We start from the raw sequence: 19,398 nt of genomic DNA on the forward strand, positions 1-19,398 counted from the left end.
CTAAAAGGTTTACTTAGCTTTTATCATTTGCTAGAACGTTTTGGCTAATGCTTGCGCACGGCTAATCGCGTCCTCTTTAATTTGCGGAGCCTTGTCGGGTGACTGAGCCATTCCCTCAACAAAAATTCCTTGGAAATCCGTAATGCCGAAGAATGCCATGATGACACTTAAATAGCGATGTCCCATTTCCATGGAGGTAGCAGGTCCTTCCGAATAAACGCCGCCGCTTGCTTGGATATGCAGCGCTTTTTTGTCAGGCAACAAGCCTACAGGGCCAGTTTCTGTGTACTTGAACGTCTTGCCAGCGATACAAATAGCATCGATATAGGCTTTCATAAGCGGTGGGAAAGAAAAGTTCCACATTGGCGTTACGAATACGTATTTATCCGCTGCTACAAACTGATCCGTTATTTCGCCGAGTCGACCTACTTTGGTTTGTTCTTCCTTGCTCAAATCTGAGAACTGTTGACCGCCTCGTAACTTTCCCCATCCGCTGAATACGTCGGCATCAATGTGCGGCAATTGAATGCTGTACAAGTCCAAAGGGATAACTTCATCATTAGGGTTGGCTTCCCGATAGGTATCAATAAAGGCTTTTCCTACAGCCATACTGAATGATGTTTGGTGGTCATGGGGATGTGCTGTGATGTGTAAAACAGTTGCCAATGTAATCCGCCCTTTCATTTGGTTGCGTGTTAAAGCCATATATAATGTTCATTAAAAGCAAACAAAATATGCAGGGCAGAGCAAATTGGTTTTTAAACGATTGCTAAATTTGTAAACCTATGTACATTGAGCCTAAGCTCCTTTTGGTATATGATGAAAGACGGTGCATTTGACTTTAATATTTGCCCTTCATATGCCTGCCAACAAATTTATATAAAGTGAGATGGATGAGATGAAACCTAAGGATTTACACTATAGAATGCCAGCAGAGTGGACAACACACGAACGTACATTTATTTCTTGGCCCGTTCAATCTTCGATGGTTTATCCGGAGGATCATGCGGTTGTATCAAAAGGCTATGCAGATTTGGCTAAGGCCATTGCTGAATTCGAGCCTGTGACGGTGATCGTGAACCCTGCTGATGCTGAGCAAGTTAAGGCAATGTTCGATGTGACAAACGTTGATTTTCTGATCATTCCGCATAACGATGCTTGGTTCCGTGATAACGGACCTACGTTCTTGTTGAATGAGCAGCAGGAAATTGCAGCTGTGAATTGGACATTTAACGCATGGGGCGGCAAATATGCGCCATGGGATCTTGATGATAACGTGGCTCCGCAAATTTTGGCGCATCATGGTGTGAAACGTTTTGACGCTCCGCTCGTCATGGAAGGCGGCTCCATTCATGTAGATGGAGAAGGTACGCTTTTGACAACCGAGGAATGTCTCCTGAACACGAATCGCAATCCAGACCTAAGCCGTGGACAAATCGAAGAGTATGTGAAAAACTTCGTCAACGTCGAGAAAATCATCTGGCTGAATAAAGGGCTGGACGGCGATGAAACGGACGGTCATGTCGACAATATTGCTTGCTTCGCGGCTCCAGGCAAAATCATTTTACAGGTTTGCAACGATCCGGCTGATGCGAACTATGCGATTACTCAGGAGAATTTAGAAATTCTTCGAAATGCGACGGATGCTAAAGGACGTTCTTTTGAAATTATTCAGATCGAGCAGCCTCCTCTAACGTTCTTTGAAGAGCAGCGTCTGACGCTAAGCTATTTGAACTTTTATTTCGTAAACGGCGGCATTATTTTGCCGGTTTTCGGCGGAACTGCGGAAGAGACAGATCGTAAGGCAGAAGAGGTGCTAAGCGCAGCTTTCCCGGATCGCAGAATCCGCACAATTAACGGCATGTCCATCATCAAAGAAGGCGGCAACGTCCATTGCACGACACAACAAATGCCAGCTAGCAAGAAAGGGTGATTCCATTGAGAAAAGTAACAGTAGCAGCAACGCAAATGAGCTGTTCCGATAATATAGAAGAAAACATTCGCAAAGCAGAAGCCTTGGTTCGCCAAGCAGCCGCGAAGGGCGCTCAAATTATTTTGATCCAAGAGCTGTTTGAGACACCGTATTTCTGCCAAAAAGAGAAGTCCGACTACTACCATTACGCGACGGAGCTGGAGAACAACAAAGCAATCAATCATTTCCGTGAAATTGCCAAGGAGCTTCAGGTTGTACTGCCGATCAGCTTTTATGAGAAAAAGAATTACGCGCGCTACAATTCGTTGGCTGTCATCGATGCAGATGGTGAAGTGCTTGGTCTTTATCGCAAAAGTCATATCCCTGATGGTCCGGGGTATGAAGAAAAGTTCTATTTTAACCCTGGTGATACCGGGTTCAAGGTTTGGAAAACACGTTATGCCAAAATCGGCGTAGGCGTATGTTGGGATCAATGGTACCCAGAAGCTGCAAGGGTTATGGCGTTGATGGGTGCAGAGCTGCTGTTCTACCCAACCGCTATCGGCTCAGAGCCGCAGGATGGTTCGATCGATTCTAAGGATCACTGGCAAATGTGCATGCGCGGCCACGCCGCGGCGAACTTGATGCCGGTTATCGCGTCGAATCGGATCGGTAAGGAAGAAGATGAAGAATCCAGCATCAACTTCTATGGTTCGTCTTTCATCGCAGGCCCGCAGGGCAATATGATTGAGGAAGCTGGCCGCAATGAGGAAACGGTGCTTGTTGCCGAATTCGATCTCGATCAGCTGGAAGTTCAGCGTATCGAGTGGGGCATTTTCCGCGACCGCCGTCCGGATCTTTACAAGAAAATTGCTACGTATGATGGTGAGCAGGTACTGTAATCACGATGCTCACTTCATGTTTGGCTTAGTAGCCATAGTAGGGCTGCTCCTAAGGGAGTGGTCCTTTTTGGTTTTATGCTAGATTGTATTTAACTGGAAGATTAAGTTATAGTTAAAGAAGGAGCTGTTAAAGCCGGATTTATTATTGCTTTTGGGTCATACTTCCACTAGGTGTGCAAATTTATATAATGTTAGGAAATCATTATCTTAGTGTCAGTTGTGCTTTGTTTCCGCTGTATATGGGTTATATATCTTGTTAGGTAAGCCTTAATCAGTTGATCCTAACTTTAGGCATTTTTCCACAAAAATGATTGGAGTGATCGTACGATGGACTCTTCCAAATATCAGAAATATTTCTCAACCGACGGCTTCTGGCTGAAACTGAAAAAGGGCGCCAAAAAGGCAGGCAGCAAAGTCATTTACAGCGGACTTCTGCTCTTCTACGCCGTAGAAAGTCCGAAAACACCGCTAAGAGCAAAAGTTCAAATCTACGGCGCGCTGGGCTATCTCATTTTGCCGTTGGATCTCTTGCCTGATTTGCTGCCAATTGTTGGGTATGTGGATGATTTAAGTGCCTTGGGGTTTGCGCTGGCCTCTGTCGCAAGGAGTATCGATGACGATGTGAAGCGCAAAGCGAAGAACAAGCTGAGGGATTTTCTCGGTGATGACGTGATGAACAGCAAGGATATTATCGACATCGATGGGCAGCTCGTTGAGCAGAAAGAGAAGGAAATAGAGAGTGATGAGCAACCAGCCAAATAGGGTGCCACTAAATGCATGGCTCTGGTTACTATAATGCCTGTTACCCCGAATCAAACGGTCAGATTCAAAAGAACTAGTTGTGGTAGACCCCTGATTTAAATTAAAGTAACCTGCGTATGAGAAAAGACACCCAAGAGGTGTCTTTTTTACCACATAAAATCTACATTTACACGCGGTCGCTAATCTTCGAAAGGCCTCGATAGAGGTTTTCTCATTAACAGCTGGATTTCAGCAAGGAATCGTCCACCCGTAAGAATCCTCGATCCTTCCGTATTGAATCCCAGTAATTGTATCGTAAAGCCGACGAACCAGATCACCAATGTTACCTTGGTTAATCACCATAGGCGTACCGTTCCACAGGAGACCGCCAATAGGGGACACAACGGCAGCCGTACCGGTACCGAAGGCCTCCTCAAGGGTTCCGTTATCATAGGCCAGAACAAGGTCATCGATCGAAATTTTCCGCTCTGTAACCGGAATGCCCCACTCCTTTAGCAGGTGAATGATGCTGTTTCGCGTGACACCATCCAGAATACTGCCGCTAAGGTTTGGAGTCACAACTTCCCCGTTGATTTTGAAAAAGACATTCATGCTGCCTGCTTCTTCTATATAAATCTTCTCGATGGCATCCAGCCAGAGCACTTGAGCGCAGTTGTGTTCTTTGGCGAGGGCTTGTGCTTTGAGGGTTGCAGCGTAATTGCCAGCTGTTTTGGCACTGCCCGTACCACCTTGAACGGCCCTGGCATAATAGCTTTCTACAAGGATGTTGATGGGCTGAAGTCCTTCCTCATAGTAGGAGTCTACCGGCGACATAATGATTACGAACGAATAGCGCGATGAGGCGCGCACACCTAAGCCGGCTTCGGTAGCTATCACAAAAGGACGAATATATAAAGAGGACCCCTTTTTTCTGGGCACCCACTCGGCATCCAAACGAACGAGGGTCTGGATGGCGCCTACGACGAAATTCTCATCCATTTGAGGCATTTGCAGCCGGTCGCTGGAACGGTTTAGTCGCTGTGCATTTTGGTCAGGTCGAAATAGAACAATCTCATCCTTTTCCGTACGAAAAGCCTTTAACCCCTCGAACACGGCTTGCCCATAATGAAAAACCATCGCTGAAGGATCATGGGAGATGGGGCCATAAGGGATAATACGCGGATCATGCCAGCCCTTTCCTTCCTCGAAATCCATCATAAACATATGATCGGTAAAATGACGCCCAAACCCTAAATCCTCTTCAAAACGGGGCTTTGTTTTACAACTCAGATTGTGTTCGATTCGAATCTGTCCGTACATCGCCATCAACCACCTTTTCGAATGTGCTTACTTGTTATCGTTACTATAGATAAATAACTATCATTGATCAATTGCGAATAATCAATTACCATCATAGTTAATAACTATGATCGGAGGCATACCAAGATGGAGCATCGATTATTGGAATACTTCTTAGCGGTATGTGAAGAACTTCACTTCACGAAGGCAGCGGAAAAGCTTGGCATCAGTCAACCCACACTTAGCCAACAGATTCGTCTGTTGGAGCATCGGGTAGGATCACCCCTTTTTCAGCGAATCGGAAAAAAGATTTACATCACAGAAGCAGGCGAGATCCTTCATAAACACAGTAGGAATATATTCCATGAGTTGGATCAAGCTCAGGCTGCCATTAATGAGATCCAGGGTATGCAGCGGGGACGGCTGCGTATAGGCTGCTCCGGTAATCATTTACTCACCGCGACGATTATTGCCTTCCATGCTCTTTACCCGAAGATCGAACTATCTGTGACGGAACTCGCTACCGAGGAGACAAAGGAGCGTCTGCTGAGCAACCAGCTTGACATTGGTGTTGTTTTCCTGCCTGATGAAGATGAACAGTTCCATTACATTCCGTTGTACAATGAACAGCTGCGGCTTGTTATTTCGGACAAGCATCCGCTTGCCCAGGAGAATACCATACGTTTGACTGACTTATCCCAGCTTCCAGTCGCTATGCTCCAGAAAAAGTTTTATGTTCGGCAAATGATGGATGATTGCTGTGAGCAGACTGGCTTTGAATGGAAGCCGGCGATAGAGCTCTCAACCTTGGAGTCATTGCTTCAGATGGCCAAAAATAATGTAGGCGGAGCCATTTTGCCACAGTCCTATGTGGACAGTATCCGCAGCAGCGGTATTCGGAGTATCCCGATTATAGACCCGATTCCCCAGAAGGACGTCGGCATTGTTTATCGTAAGGATATGTTCCTATGTAAGACGATGGATATGTTTATGAAGCAGTTGATGCAGCAGTTTTTGTAGCTGTTTTGTGATAGGTGCTGGGAAGAATAGAAATTTAAACGCAAAACAGATGTAGGCATTTAACATGTAAAATGAGGGATGATGTATGGAACATATATACGTATACGCCTGCCACGAAGACGAGCAGGCGCTGTGCCAGTTAGAGCTGCGCACCTTATTGGGCGCAGAGACAGTGCTTGGCGCGCGCTACGCGGTTAGCGCGCGTTGTGTGGAGCCGAGCCGCAGCCCGTTTTTGAAGCTGCGGCTGGATGTGTTGTTCGAGGCCGGCAGCTTGCCGGAGCTGGCCTCGAGGGTTGAGACGTTGACCGTGCAGGGGTCAACGTTCAAGGTTGCGTTCGCGGAGACTGAGGCTGCGGTCAGTACGGACCGCCAGCGTGAGGTCGCTCGCGAAATAGGCCGGCATCTCCGCGGCAAAGCCGAGATGCGACGGCCGGACCAATGGTTCGCCGTGACGGAGCTGGGAGGCCGATGGTTGTTCGGCAACTGCAGCTACGGCGAAGCCGTGTGGCTTCAGCATCAGCAGAAGCCACAGAACTACTCCACCGCCCTGAGTACGCGCGTAGCGCGGGCGGTGGTGAACATTGCCGTGCCCGACGTAGCGGGCACGAAGGCAATTGACCCGTGCTGCGGTATCGGCACGGTGCTCGTGGAAGCGATGTCGATGGGGATCGACATCGTGGGCTGCGACATCAACCCGCTGGCGGTCCGCGGCGCGCGGGTGAATCTCGAGCACTTCGGCATGCCGAATGTGGTGAGCATCGCCGATATGCGGACCCTAGGCTTGGTAGGTGAGCAGGCCTCGTCATCGACCAACCCGCAGGTCCGCTATGATGCGCTCATCCTAGACATGCCGTACAATCTCTGCTCGAAGCTGCCGGAGGACGAGCAACTGCAAATGCTCCAAAGCGCCCGCCGAATAGCGAAGCTCGCGGTTATCGTTACGACGGAGCAGATCGATCCGCTCATCGTACAAGCAGGATTTCGCATCGCAGAGCGCTGCACCGTCAATAAAGGTAACTTCAGCAGACAAATTATCGTCTGCGTCTAACACTAATAAAACATTTTACCAAGCGGTCCATCTTCAGCGATGATATCCTGGATGGCATACACAGAAATAGGAAAATACAAAAATCCGTAGACATAAGCGGCCAACTCATACACTTGAAAATAAACGACCAAAGCTTTATCGGCAATATAAAAATCCTGATCTGGTTTAATACTATTAAATTCTGCCAACAAAGGAATATCGCGCGTTTTAAGATCAGCCTTAATGATGGCACTGAGCTTGGCAACGTAATCGCTGCCGGGCTTAAACAGATCTTTGAGCGCATAGGCTTTGCCTGATTCCGTGTTGAAGGTCAGTGCGTTTTGGATTGTCAGTCCATGGGCTCCGCCCGAAAAAGCATAATTCCATAAGGTCAAACTCAGAATACCTCGTTCATTCGTCTTTAGCTCATAATGAGCCGTCACGTCTGTCAGCGGATTTTGCGGATATCCTTGCTCGCGAAGCTGCTTATTAACTGCGTTAACAATCGCTGTGTTCATGGCAAGCTCTGACGTGTAAGGCGTATGCTTTTCAACAGCTGGGTACAGCAGATTTAATTTATCACGAAGCACTTGATACGTCTTTATACTAACGGGTTGATCCAATCCGTTCATCTTCATCATCCATCCCTACGTTTTTGCTACAATTTATTCGGCGTATGGGCGTTTGGTTCAATGTTCTTAGGAATGTTGGGTAATAAGAGTCTCCAAAGGCTTCTATTTCGGAAAAAAGTACTGTAAACAGAGGAATAGAAGCCCTAAAAGACTTCTATTTCCCCCATATACCCATCCAAATCTCTTTTTTTTCGAAAATAAAAGTCTCCAAAGGCTTCTATTTTGATCAAAAAGGATGAAAACGGAGAAATAGCAGTCTCTGGCGACTCTTATTACATTTAGCGGTATAAAGGAAGTGGAGATGCAGAAATGTGAGGAGTAGAGCGGAGTAGAGAAGTAGAAGAGTGAAGGAAAGGAGGAATAGGCGTTACAAGAGGGAGTGGAGAAGTAGAAGGATGGAGGAATATAGCTGCACCCCAAAGAAAGAGCTCTTCCTCGGTCTCATAGACCAGCAGGAAAAGCTCTTTTTGCAGTGCTTTATAGTTATCTAACGTTGTTAATTCTTAATCATCTAAAATGATTTGCAGCGGATTACTCCTGTGAGGACGTTTCTTCATTGGCGCTGGAGTTTGTTGCTGTACCTTGGAGCAAGGAGTTTAATTCCTCCACTTTTTGTTTCGATTCGCTATCTTCCGCGTTGGCCTGTGCGGCATTAATGCCATGGCTCACCACATCATCACTGCTATTGGTTGTTGACATTTGAAATCACCTCCTCTTAGTTTCAGTTGAATAGTAAGTATAAGTTAACTTTGAACTTATACTTAACGCATCAACCCTGACAAACGCACTCGTCCTAACTAAGTATGTCTCTATTTTCCAGTAAACATACAGGTTGTTTAATTGATATTAGAATGCAGTAGCTATAAATCATAGGTAATGACTATAAAGAATGTCTATTTTAACTATTTCACAAATATCGTAAGGGAGAGCATAATAGAAGAAAATGGAAAGGCGATGATTCGCATATGGGGAAATCATTTGAAGCGCTGCTGCCGGAGCATGAAGCATTTATCGCGAAGCAGCACATCTTTTTTGTGGGGTCGGCACCGTTATCAGCGGAAGGGCACGTTAATCTTTCTCCGAAGGGTCATGATGTGCTGCGTATTTTATCAGCGAATGAAGTGGCCTATTTGGACTTAACGGGGAGCGGGAATGAGACAAGTGCGCATTTGGAGGAGAATGGACGGATTACGTTGATGTTCACGGCTGTGGAAGGGCCCCCTATGATACTGCGTCTGTATGGAAAGGGGCAAGTTGTTTTGCCAGGGACCCTAGAGTGGGAGAAACTATCTCCGCATTTTACACTGCTGCCTGGAGCTCGGCAAATCATCGTCGCCCAGGTCCATGAGGTCAAAGCATCATGCGGCTACAGTGTTCCCTTTTATACTTATGAAGGAGAGCGGAAAACCCTGCAGAATTGGGCGACGAAACAAGGCGAGCAAGGGCTGAATGACTATTGGCAAGAAAAAAACGTGACGAGCATGGACGGACTGCTGACGACAATCGGTCAAAAGTTATCCACAGACACTGTGTAAGATCGCATTTTTTATTCAAAATGTTTCCGCAACGCCTCCGGCGCTTCTCGGCTTTTACGCGTCGTGCTATCCATCGTTACACTGGTAATAAGGGCGTCAGCACATAGCTCGCCTTGCTTGTTGAAAATCTCTTGCTTCAGCACGTAGCTGGAGCGTCCCATTTTCTCAGGGCGGCAGGTAACCGTTAAGTGATCTCCTTGTTTGCATTCTTTTTTATAATTGATGGTGATGTTCACCGTAACAGTTTGAATCCCCATCGCGCCAAAGGTTTCATAGAATAGTTGGGATTGCTCATACCATTCTTCGCGCCCCCATTCGAGGTACTCCAAATATTTGGCGTTATTGACGTGTCCATTCACATCAATTTCCGTTGATCTAACGATGATATCAAGTTTGGATTCCATGAAAATGAGCTCCTTCTTTTACACCTGACATGGGCAGGTGTTTTTGTTCATTATAGCTCGTCTACGTGTGTGAAAACCAGTAAAAGGCTCATACTGCTCCAGAATCTGGGCAAACTATGCCTTGCGTGTTTGATGATGTCAGTAGATGGGTTAACTTATTTTATCTGCATATAAAGCTAGGTCCAGGAGGCGGTTCATAATGGCGCAAGACTATCGAGTTGAAAAGGATACGATGGGTGAAATCAGAGTACCTGTGGATAAGTTGTGGGGGGCTCAGACACAGCGCAGCTATGAGAATTTCAAGATTGGCACGGAGCGGATGCCGGTGCGGTTGATTGGGGCTTTTGCCTTGTTGAAAAAGGCCGCCGCGCAGGTGAACCGCGACCTTGCGGGGTTAACTCCCGAGAAGGCGGAGGCGATTGCGCAGGCGGCTGATGAAATCGTGCAGGGCCGCTGGAGCGACGAGTTCCCGCTCGTCGTCTGGCAGACGGGCAGCGGGACGCAGTCGAACATGAACGTCAACGAGGTGATTGCTCACCGAGGCAGCGAACTGCTGGGGGATGGCGGGGAACGCATACATCCCAATGATGATGTGAATCGTTCGCAGAGCTCGAACGATACGTTCCCAACCGCGATGCATGTCGCTGGCGTCATCGCGGTGGAGGAGGAGCTTTTGCCTGCGATGGAGCTTTTGCAGGCTACGCTCCACAGCAAGATGACGGCCTTCGCCGACATCGTGAAGATCGGCCGCACCCACCTGCAGGACGCCACCCCGCTCACGCTGGGGCAGGAGATCAGCGGCTGGTGGGCGATGCTGGAGCAGACGGCGCGCATGGTGCGCAGCAGCGTCGATACGATGCGCGAGCTGGCTATTGGCGGCACCGCTGTCGGCACCGGGCTGAACGCGCATCCAGAGTTCGGCGCGCGCGTCGCCGAAGCTTTGTCTCGCGAGACGGGCACGCGCTTCGTCTCGGCCGCGAACAAGTATCATGCGCTGACCAGCCATGATCAGATCGTCTACGCCCACGGCGCGCTGAAGGCGCTTGCGGCAAACTTAATGAAGATAGCCAACGATGTGCGGTGGCTATCGAGCGGTCCCCGCTGCGGAATCGGTGAAATCACGATCCCGGAGAACGAGCCCGGCAGCTCGATCATGCCGGGCAAGGTCAACCCCACGCAGAGCGAAGCGATGACGATGGTCGTTTGCCAGGTGATGGGCAACGATGCGGCCATCGGCTTCGCCGCCAGCCAGGGCAACTTCGAGCTGAACGTGTTCAAGCCCGTGATTATACACAACTTCCTGCAGTCCGTGCGGCTGCTGGCTGATAGTATGCGCTCGTTCAACGATAACTGTCTCGTTGGCATGGAGCCGAATCGCGAGGTGATTCAGCGCAATCTCGAGCAGTCCCTTATGCTGGTTACAGCGCTCAACCCGTATATCGGGTATGAGAAAGCGGCCAGCATCGCGAAGCAAGCCCACAAAGAAGGGCTGACATTGAAGGAGTCAGCCGTGCGCAGCGGCTACTTAACGGCTGAGCAGTTTGACAGCTACGTGCGTCCGGAAGACATGGTGCATCCGAAGGCAACGTGAAGAGCTACGGGGAAGACGGAGGGTTTGTTTCACCAAAAAAGAGGTTGGGCCGCAGTTTAAGACTGCAGCTCAACCTCTTTTTGTACCTGTCCCACCCGCATCCACCCGCAAAAAGTACAGCAAATTCGATGAAATTTAGCAACACACGTAATAAAGATGCAAAAGAGCAATATGCAGCAAAATCCTAAATTTAGCTCAATTTTTCGAATTTTACTGCACAAAATGCATCTTTTAATCGCAAAGCAGGCTTCTGATGTGATTTGCAGGATCGGATGTTGAGCGTGGTTGCTTCAGATATAGTTTGCAGGGTATCCCATCACCCCCACCCACCTTTTCCCTTCACATGTAGTTATGCATGTTTAATTTTCGTTATATAACGGAATATAAGAATCAAGTACTCTTAGATATGTAAGCACATACATTTCAGATTACCTGGGAGGTCACATATCAGATGAAAAAATCATTGAAACAATGGGTCGGTGTTGGAACGACAGTTATCATGGCAGCAACGGTTGTTGCAGGATGCGGGAGCACGCCGGAGAAAACGCAGCAACCAACGCCTGCAGCGGGCGCAACCGCTAATGCGAAGCCTTTTGCAGGAAAGACGATCTCTTTAGTAGCAGCGAACCATCCTTGGGCAGATGCAATCAAGCCATTGCTGCCTGATTTCGAGAAAGAAACAGGGATCAAGGTCAATGTTGAGAGCTTCTTCGAGGATCAGCTGACACAAAAACTAACTGTACAATTTACATCCGGTTCTGCGACACCAGACGTTTTCATGTACCGTCCGCTTCAAGAGGGCAAGCTTTTCTATAAAAACGGTTGGGTTCAACCGCTTGATGATTACGCTCAAAAAGCAAAAAACTATGACTTCGCCGATTTTGCTAAATCAGCTGTTGGTTCCACAACGGTAGATGCGAAGCTAGCTGGTATTCCGATCATTACTGAGCAAGAAATTTTGTACTACCGCAAAGATCTGCTGCAAAAAGCTGGTATTGCGGTACCAAAAACGTTAGATGAGCTGCAAGCGGCGGTGAAAAAGCTGCATGATCCGAAAAACGAAATGTATGGTTTTGTGGCTAGGGGCCAACGTTCACCGCTAGTTACGCAAGTATCTTCCTTCTTATACTCAGAAGGTGCAGACTTCACGAATGGCGACAAAGCGGCGATTAACACGCCAGAAGCGGTCAAAGCATTTACAACGTACGGCACTTTACTTAAGGATTATGCGCCTCCGGGCGTACTCAATATGTCTTGGCCGCAAGCTTTCGGTATTTTCGCACAAGGGAAAGTTGCTTTCTTAACGGATGCGAACTCGCTCTACAAAAATGCGACAGATCCAGCCAAGTCACAAATCGCCGATAAAGTTGGTTTTGCCGTAATGCCAGGTGGTAAAGCAGGTTCTAAGCCTTACAGTATTACATCTTGGGGTCTTGCGATGAACGCCAAATCGGGTAATAAAGATGCGACTTGGGCATTCATCGAGTGGGCAACAAGCAAAGATATCGTGTTGAAAACACAGCAAACCGGTAATCCAGGCGCACGTGTTTCGGTATGGGATAAACCAGAAGGTACAACAGGCTTCCCGGCTGAGCTCGTTCCTGTCATTAAAGAAAGCTCCCAAAACGGTGTTGACCACGACCGTCCGACGGTAATTAGTGTGGGTGAAGCTCGTGATGCCGTTGGTGAAATCGTACAAAAATTAATGACCGGTGAAACGAACATTCAGCCGGTAGCAGATAAAGCGAATGCAGCTCTGCAAGCGATTATGGATAAAGATAAAACGAAATAAATACATCATGAAAGCAACAAATGAGGGTCATCTCAAGTGGCCCTCTTCACCCTTTGCATAAGGGTACAATTTCATCAGGAAGGGGTGAATGAAGTCATGCAATACAGTTGGTTTAACCGCAATTTAAAATGGATTTATACGCTTCCGGCGGTCATCTTCGTCCTGTTGATGATGCTGTTTCCAATCATCTATACATTCCGTATCAGCTTCTATGAGTGGAGCATGTCCGCAACAACACCGCCACTTTTCGTAGGATTGTCGAATTATATCGCCTTATTCAAAGATGAGCGCTTTTGGCATGCAACAGGTTCAACGTTCTACTTCACGATCATGGCCCTTGGGCTTGAAGTTATCCTGGGGATCGCGATTGCCTTGCTGCTGTCGAGAGAATTCAAAGGCAAAAACATCGTAAAAACGGTATTCCTGCTGCCCATGGTAGCAACACCGGTAGCGATGGGCTTGGTGTGGATGCTTATCTATGAGCCAACCATCGGGGTAGCAAATATGATGCTCAAATCGATGGGCTTGAAGCCTTTATTATGGCTAGCCTCACCTAATCAGGTTATACCTTCCCTGGTTATTGTAGACGTTTGGCAATGGACACCGATGATTGCCCTGATTATTATGGCAGGCTTAGCTACACTTCCAACCGATCCTTATGAAGCGGCGGATGTGGACGGTGCAACGGCATGGAGAAAATTCGTTTCCATTACGCTGCCCTTACTGAAACCAACGATCATTGTAGCGGCGATGCTGCGCTTAATCGATGTGTTGAAGACGTTCGATATTATTTATGCGACAACACAAGGCGGGCCGAATTTTGCTTCAGAGACATTGAACTTGTATGGCTATGTGCTCGGTTTCCAATACTTTAAGCTGGGTATGGCTTCATCGTTACTTGTTATCTTCTTTGCTCTGGTGATGGGACTGACTTTATTTATGATATGGATGCGCAAACGATTGGAGGGAACCTCATCATGAAGCCAAAGAAAGGCTTAAGATTTATACAAATGCTGCTAACGTTCCTAGTCCTAATCGCCTTTGGTTTTCCATTTATCTGGATGTTACTGGCTTCTTTTAAGACGCAATCACAGATTTTATCGACAGGCGATATCTTCTTTTTCAAACCGACTTTTCATAACTATGTCAGTGTGTTCAAAGAGTATAATTTTCTGAAGTTTATTTGGAATAGTTTCCTTGTTGCAGCTGGTTCGACGATTTTGTCCCTTATTTTAGGGCTTCCTGCAGCTTATGCAATTGCAAGACATCACCTTCACAAGCTGGGGCTTCTCATCTTAGTTGCGAGAATTATTCCGGGAATCACGTTCTTGATTCCTTGGTTCATCCTGTTCTCCAAGATCCATTTGGTAGACACCTATACAGCGTTAATTCTTAGTCACATGCTTGTTGGATTACCGTTTATTATTTGGATTATGATTTCCTTTTTCGAAGCACTTCCTACAGAAATTGAAGAATCTGGGCTTATCGATGGATGTACGCATCATCAAGTGTTTTTGCGCATTATTTTGCCTATCTCAGGACCGGGTGTCATTACAGCATCGCTGCTCTCCTTCATATTTTCGTGGAACAATTTTATGTTCTCGGTTATCTTGGCAGGGGACAAAACAAAAACATTACCGATCGCTGTGTTTAACTTTATGTCCTATTCCGAAATCAACTGGGGTGCGCTGATGGCTGCCGCCTGCATCATTACACTTCCGGTTCTGATCATTGCTTTAGTGTCCCAACGCTACGTTGTAAGTGGACTTTCTGCTGGTGCAGTCAAAGGCTAATAACGAAGACATAACGAATACGAGGGTAGTCGTCGCCTTTTCTTTGGATGACTTCTCTCGTATAGTTAACTCTAAGTTAGAAAGCTTAGCAGATGCATGGAAGGTGAGCCCAGCGTGCCATATAAACTTAATATTTTCAGCAAAATTCTCATTCTATTGGTTCTACTCCTTATCCCTATTGTGCTGCTCTACAGCTATACGAATCGGATAACGAATAATGTTGTTCAAGACCAGATTCAGTCATCGAATTTAAACCAGCTGTCTTTCTTCATGCATCAATTGGATGTGGACGTGGAGCGATTAGCGATGTCTCCCGTTATTCTCGGCAGCGATCCTTACATAAGGGAGTTTATCGACAGGAATGAGTCGCCCGATTATGACATGCTGAAGGAACAGTCACGTATTATACAGAAGCTTAGCCTTCAAAGTGTCTCCAGCGGATGGGTGAATGAACTGACCATTGCTATTCCACATGGGAAGCAAGTGTTATCTTCGAGTATTTTCGTAAATGGGACGGATACTTGGCCTTGGGATAGCCCGATTAAGCGAACGTGGACGTATGAGGAACGTAAGGGCGACAATGGGATAGGGTCGTTCAGTAGGGAAATTAGTGAGCCTATTCGTGCCCAGGTTGCCGGTCAAGCGAATGTGCTGTATCAAGTAAGGTTCAGCGTGCAGAATATGATTCAATTGCTGGATGTGTACAAGCAAGATAAACGAAGCGATCCTTTTTTGGTTGATGGGCAAAATAGGGCGATTTTCAACAGCTCGTCGAATCTGTCGATTACGCAAACAATCCGTGAAAGACTGGCTGGTCAAGGCTTACCGCTTACCGGCCAAGTTCAATTTGAAATCGCTAATCAACAATATTTGGTCAGCTTTGTGAAGTCGGAACAGTTGGATTGGTACTTGGTTGATTATGTGCCTGTGGAGAAGATACTTTCTCCGATTACTATGACGCGTAAATTGTTTTATGTTTCTATTGCTCTGCTGCTTGTGATGAGTATTCTGGCTTCTTTCTTACTGTATCGCAACGTTCAAATTCCAATTGGCAAGATGATTCAAAGTGTACAGCAAGTGAAGCGAGGCGATTTATCAGCTCGGATTGTGTATAGAGCCAAAAATGAATTTGATTTCCTCATCCAGCGATTTAATGAGATGGCCGAGCAAATTCAAGTGCTTGTTGAGGATGTTTATGCGGAGAAAATCCGTTCACGTGAAGCGACCTTGAAACAGCTGCAATCGCAGATTCACCCGCATTTTCTGTATAATTCCTTATTTTTCATTATCAATTCAGCAGAGATGGAAGATAAAGAATCAGTCGTAGCCATGTCGCAGAATTTAGCTGAGTTTTACCGTTACACGACGAGAGTCGAAAAACAAAGCGTGCGGTTGCGAGATGAGCTCGATTTGGTAGGCCATTATTTAACGATTCAGAATCTCCGCATACACCGGTTAAAATATGAGATATCTGTGCCGGAAGAGATGTTGGGCGAGTGGGTTCCCCGACTTATTTTGCAGCCGCTAGTAGAGAATGCCATTGTCCATGGGATTGAGCGCAGCGCAGAGGGTGATTTCATCACGATTACGGGTGAGCAGAAGGACGGATGGAATCGACTGATTGTTGAGGATAACGGCGGAGGTCTGGATGAAGCGGGATTAGATAAGCTGCTTAAACAGCTGAAGGCTCCAATGTCCGATGAGATTGGCTGTGGAACATGGAATGTCCACCACCGTTTGTATTATCAGTTCGGAGAAGGCTCCGGACTTACTTTTGAGCGAGTAAATAACGGTGGTTTAAGGGCAGTGCTGACTTGGAAACATAATTCGCAGGAGAGTGATCAAGCCACAGAGGTGATAAAACGATGATTCAACTGTTGATTGTCGATGACGAAGCGCATGTTGTGGATCGGCTTCAGTCTACGATTGACTGGGCATCTATCGGGATTGAGCAGGTTTTTAAGGCTTATTCCGGTAAAGAAGCGCTGGAGCTGCTCGAGCAAATGTCGATTGATATCGTAATTACGGACATTCAGATGCCAGGTATCTCCGGTTTGCAATTAATTGCCGAGATCAACCGTCGTTGGGCGAAGACCAAATGTATTCTCTTGTCCGGATACTCGGATTTTAACTATGCCAAAGAAGCGATTCTACAGGGCTCGGAGGATTATTTACTCAAGCCTGTCACTGAACAAGCTTTACTGGCTACTGTCAGCCGGGTGATGGAGAAGCTGCAGAAGGAATGGGAGACGGTCATCTCTACGCAGCGTCTTACGTATACTTTCAAGGAAAACCTCCCTTTGCTTAGGGGGAATTTATTGAATGATTTACTTCAAGGGCATAAAATATCGGAGCATTCACTTCGAGAAAAAATGCATATCCTGGAGCTCCCTGATTACCACGAACATGCTTGTGTATTGATGATGGTTCGGTTGGAATCGGATTTCCTGGAATATGATACCGGACATTTATCGTTAATGGAATATGCGATTAGCAATATGGCCGACGAATTATTTGCAGAGAAATTCGATAGCTGGCATACGAAGGATGCTCATGATTATTTAGTATTTGTGATGAAGCATAAGCAGGAGACACCCGATAAGGAAGATTCCGCTTGGCTGGAACGTACGGCTTCTGTGCTTCAATCGGCCGTGAAGAATTATTTGAAAGGCAAAATTTCCATCCTCCTGAGCAGTTGGGGCGAGTTCCCGTCCGAAATGAATGCGCTCTACAATAGCTCGCTTAGCGCCTTTCGCAAACGTATCGGGAGTGAGCACGAGCTGTTCATGCGGCTTGGTGATGAATCTGTTCAGACTGAACTGTCAGCCTTGCAAAAGCTATATGAGCCGCCAACGCTCAATCATTTGCTGGAAGCAGCAAGATGGGAAGATACAGAGGAGAAGTTGTCCCAGATTTTTGATGAAATGGAAGTAAGATTCTCTGAATCTCAGGAACATCTATTAGAAGTTTATTTCTCGATCGCATCCGCTTTTGCTTATATTGCACATAAGAATGGTCGACAGCTGCATCAACTCATTGGCGGTGATTACGACCGTATGATGGAAGGTATACCGTTTCGTACGGTGAACCAGCTGCGCGAATGGTCGATTCGTTCTTTGCAACGTATGAAGGAGGATATGGATCAAGAAAGGCAAGATAGCCGTGCAACGCTGATCAAGGATATTAGGTCTTTCATCGATCAGCATCTGGCTAGCGACGTCTCCTTACAATCGATTGCCGATCATGTGTACATGCATCCGGTTTATATATCGAAGATCTATAAACTTGAGACGGGTGAAAATTTAAGCGACTACGTCAATCATGCACGGATGGATAAAGCTGCGTATTTGCTGAAGAATGGTCAGGATAAGATTTATGAAATCGCCACACAGCTTGGCTATCAACGCCCACATTCCTTTAACCATGCGTTCAAGAAGCATTATGGCATGACTCCGCAAGAGTACCGAGATCAATATTCGTAGAGAACAAATCACCGCTGATTGGTGAGAGGAGTTTGGTCTTGCCCAGCGAATTCCACAAGGGATAGAGGAGGACGATAATCATGAAAATTACGAAGTTGGAACTGTTTAAGGTGCCGCCAAGATGGTTATTTCTGAAAATCGAAACGGATGAAGGCATTACGGGATGGGGAGAGCCAGTCGTTGAGGGCAAGGCGGATACAGTTGCAGCCGCGGTGATGGAAATGAGCGATCACATCATTGGCAAGGATCCGATGCGGATTGAGGATATGTTCCAAGTGCTGTACCGCGGGGGCTTCTACCGCGGAGGACCCATCTTGACCAGCGCAATCTCAGGCATTGAGCAAGCGCTCTGGGACATTAAGGGCAAATTCTACAATGCGCCCGTCTATGATCTGCTTGGCGGTGCTTGCCGCGATAAGACGCGTGTCTATTCGTGGATCGGCGGGGACCGACCAAGCGACGTAGGTCAAGCGGCCAAACAGCAGGTTGCTGCTGGATTTACGGCGGTGAAAATGAACGCCACCGAGGAAATGCATTACATCGATTCCATCAGCAAAGTGGATGAAGCTATTGCGCGTATTGCCGCGGTACGCGAAGCCGTCGGCAAAGACGTTGGCATCGGCATCGATTTCCACGGCCGCGTGCATAAGTCGATGGCCAAAATCATCGTCAAGGAACTAGAGCCGTACCGGCCTATGTTCATTGAAGAGCCTGTTTTGCCTGAGAATAATGAAGCGCTCAAAGAGATCGCTCGTTACACCTCGTGTCCGATTGCTACGGGAGAGCGGATGTATACGCGCTGGGGCTTCAAAGAGCTGCTGGCCCAAGGCATCGTGGACATTATCCAACCCGATCTTTCCCATGCTGGAGGCATCTTGGAAACACGCAAAATCGCCGCAATGGCGGAAGCCTACGATATTGCAATTGCGCCGCACTGTCCGTTAGGCCCTATCGCCTTGGCAGCATGCCTACAGCTAGATACGTGTTCTCCGAATGCCTTTATTCAGGAACAAAGTCTCGGCATTCACTACAATCAAGGCAGCGATTTACTCGATTATTTAAAGGATCCTTCTGTGTTTAAGTATGAAGACGGCTTCGTAGCGAATTTAACTGCTCCGGGTCTTGGCATCGAGATCAATGAAGATAAAGTAAGAGAGATGGCTGCGATTGGTCATAACTGGAAAAATCCAGTTTGGCGCCAAGCCGATGGTACAGTAGCCGAGTGGTAAGTGAAACAGCAGGAAAGAGCAAGAAAGAGCAAGAAAGAG

The 19,398-nt window shown here is 47.1% G+C and carries 18 protein-coding genes; 13 read left to right on the forward strand and 5 right to left on the reverse strand.

Annotated features, from left to right (window positions below):
- Window positions 1–30 precede the first annotated feature (30 nt).
- Window positions 31–666, reverse strand: coding sequence for an FMN-dependent NADH-azoreductase (locus tag QFZ81_RS36230; RefSeq protein WP_307435861.1), 636 nt, complete (start codon window positions 664–666; stop codon window positions 31–33).
- Window positions 667–898: 232 nt separating this feature from the next.
- Between QFZ81_RS36230 and QFZ81_RS36235 the strand changes: the two genes are divergently transcribed.
- From QFZ81_RS36235 to QFZ81_RS36245, 3 genes are all read left to right on the forward strand, one after another.
- A complete protein-coding gene (locus QFZ81_RS36235; RefSeq protein ID WP_307606641.1) occupies window positions 899–1,933 on the forward strand; it encodes an agmatine deiminase family protein in 1,035 nt (344 codons plus the stop codon).
- Between the two features lie 5 nt (window positions 1,934–1,938).
- A complete protein-coding gene (gene aguB / locus QFZ81_RS36240) occupies window positions 1,939–2,814 on the forward strand; it encodes an N-carbamoylputrescine amidase (RefSeq protein WP_307606643.1) in 876 nt (291 codons plus the stop codon).
- Window positions 2,815–3,141: 327 nt separating this feature from the next.
- A complete protein-coding gene (locus tag QFZ81_RS36245; RefSeq protein WP_307606645.1) occupies window positions 3,142–3,576 on the forward strand; it encodes a YkvA family protein in 435 nt (144 codons plus the stop codon).
- Between the two features lie 228 nt (window positions 3,577–3,804).
- Here the strand turns inward: QFZ81_RS36245 and QFZ81_RS36250 are convergent, their stop codons facing one another.
- Window positions 3,805–4,875, reverse strand: coding sequence for a branched-chain amino acid aminotransferase (locus QFZ81_RS36250; protein ID WP_307606647.1), 1,071 nt, complete (start codon window positions 4,873–4,875; stop codon window positions 3,805–3,807).
- Window positions 4,876–5,001: 126 nt separating this feature from the next.
- Between QFZ81_RS36250 and QFZ81_RS36255 the strand changes: the two genes are divergently transcribed.
- Both QFZ81_RS36255 and QFZ81_RS36260 read left to right on the forward strand, forming a co-directional pair.
- On the forward strand, window positions 5,002–5,874 hold the full coding sequence (locus QFZ81_RS36255) for a LysR family transcriptional regulator (RefSeq protein WP_307435849.1): 873 nt from the start codon (window positions 5,002–5,004) through the stop codon (window positions 5,872–5,874).
- Between the two features lie 85 nt (window positions 5,875–5,959).
- The gene (locus QFZ81_RS36260; protein ID WP_307435846.1) at window positions 5,960–6,922 is read left to right on the forward strand and encodes a TRM11 family SAM-dependent methyltransferase; all 963 of its coding nucleotides are present in this window, start codon (window positions 5,960–5,962) and stop codon (window positions 6,920–6,922) included.
- A 2-nt stretch (window positions 6,923–6,924) separates the two neighbouring features.
- On the opposite strand, the gene QFZ81_RS36265 is transcribed toward QFZ81_RS36260, so the two are convergent.
- Together QFZ81_RS36265 and QFZ81_RS36270 are read right to left on the reverse strand one after the other, a co-directional pair.
- Window positions 6,925–7,533 carry a DUF3298 and DUF4163 domain-containing protein gene (locus QFZ81_RS36265; RefSeq protein WP_307435843.1) on the reverse strand — a complete coding sequence of 203 codons (609 nt, stop codon included), beginning with the start codon at window positions 7,531–7,533 and terminating at the stop codon, window positions 6,925–6,927.
- A 531-nt stretch (window positions 7,534–8,064) separates the two neighbouring features.
- A complete protein-coding gene (locus QFZ81_RS36270; RefSeq protein WP_156390057.1) occupies window positions 8,065–8,232 on the reverse strand; it encodes a hypothetical protein in 168 nt (55 codons plus the stop codon).
- 266 nt (window positions 8,233–8,498) lie between these two features.
- Here QFZ81_RS36270 and QFZ81_RS36275 point away from each other — a divergent pair, with 266 nt between their 5' ends.
- On the forward strand, window positions 8,499–9,068 hold the full coding sequence (locus tag QFZ81_RS36275) for a pyridoxamine 5'-phosphate oxidase family protein (RefSeq protein WP_307435839.1): 570 nt from the start codon (window positions 8,499–8,501) through the stop codon (window positions 9,066–9,068).
- An 11-nt stretch (window positions 9,069–9,079) separates the two neighbouring features.
- Here QFZ81_RS36275 and QFZ81_RS36280 read toward each other — a convergent pair whose 3' ends face one another.
- Window positions 9,080–9,472 (reverse strand): acyl-CoA thioesterase, encoded by a 393-nt coding sequence (locus QFZ81_RS36280; RefSeq protein ID WP_307435837.1) that lies wholly within the window; start codon window positions 9,470–9,472, stop codon window positions 9,080–9,082.
- Between the two features lie 199 nt (window positions 9,473–9,671).
- On the opposite strand from QFZ81_RS36280, the gene fumC reads away from it, so the two are divergent.
- The 7 genes from fumC (at window position 9,672) to dgoD (ending at window position 19,359) form a co-directional block, all read left to right on the forward strand.
- Window positions 9,672–11,063: a class II fumarate hydratase gene (gene fumC / locus QFZ81_RS36285; protein WP_307435834.1), complete on the forward strand. Its 1,392-nt coding sequence runs from the start codon at window positions 9,672–9,674 to the stop codon at window positions 11,061–11,063.
- Between the two features lie 451 nt (window positions 11,064–11,514).
- A complete protein-coding gene (locus tag QFZ81_RS36290) occupies window positions 11,515–12,855 on the forward strand; it encodes an ABC transporter substrate-binding protein (RefSeq protein WP_307606649.1) in 1,341 nt (446 codons plus the stop codon).
- 96 nt (window positions 12,856–12,951) lie between these two features.
- Entirely contained in the window at window positions 12,952–13,836 is an 885-nt protein-coding gene (locus QFZ81_RS36295; RefSeq protein WP_171644436.1) for a carbohydrate ABC transporter permease, read from the forward strand.
- Window positions 13,833–14,648, forward strand: a complete 816-nt coding sequence (locus QFZ81_RS36300) for a carbohydrate ABC transporter permease (RefSeq protein ID WP_307435827.1) — start codon at window positions 13,833–13,835, stop codon at window positions 14,646–14,648. Before QFZ81_RS36295 ends, QFZ81_RS36300 begins: the two co-directional genes overlap by 4 nt.
- A 114-nt stretch (window positions 14,649–14,762) precedes the next feature.
- A complete protein-coding gene (locus QFZ81_RS36305) occupies window positions 14,763–16,517 on the forward strand; it encodes a sensor histidine kinase (protein ID WP_307435824.1) in 1,755 nt (584 codons plus the stop codon).
- Complete coding sequence (locus QFZ81_RS36310; RefSeq protein WP_307435822.1) at window positions 16,514–18,130, forward strand: response regulator; 1,617 nt, start codon at window positions 16,514–16,516, stop codon at window positions 18,128–18,130. The genes QFZ81_RS36305 and QFZ81_RS36310 overlap by 4 nt, the downstream gene beginning before the upstream one ends.
- Window positions 18,131–18,210: 80 nt before the next feature.
- Window positions 18,211–19,359: a galactonate dehydratase gene (gene dgoD, locus QFZ81_RS36315; RefSeq protein ID WP_029196220.1), complete on the forward strand. Its 1,149-nt coding sequence runs from the start codon at window positions 18,211–18,213 to the stop codon at window positions 19,357–19,359.
- The last annotated feature ends 39 nt before the right edge of the window (window positions 19,360–19,398 follow it).

This window comes from Paenibacillus sp. V4I9, from assembly GCF_030817295.1.
In the GTDB taxonomy this organism is placed as follows: domain Bacteria; phylum Bacillota; class Bacilli; order Paenibacillales; family NBRC-103111; genus Paenibacillus_E.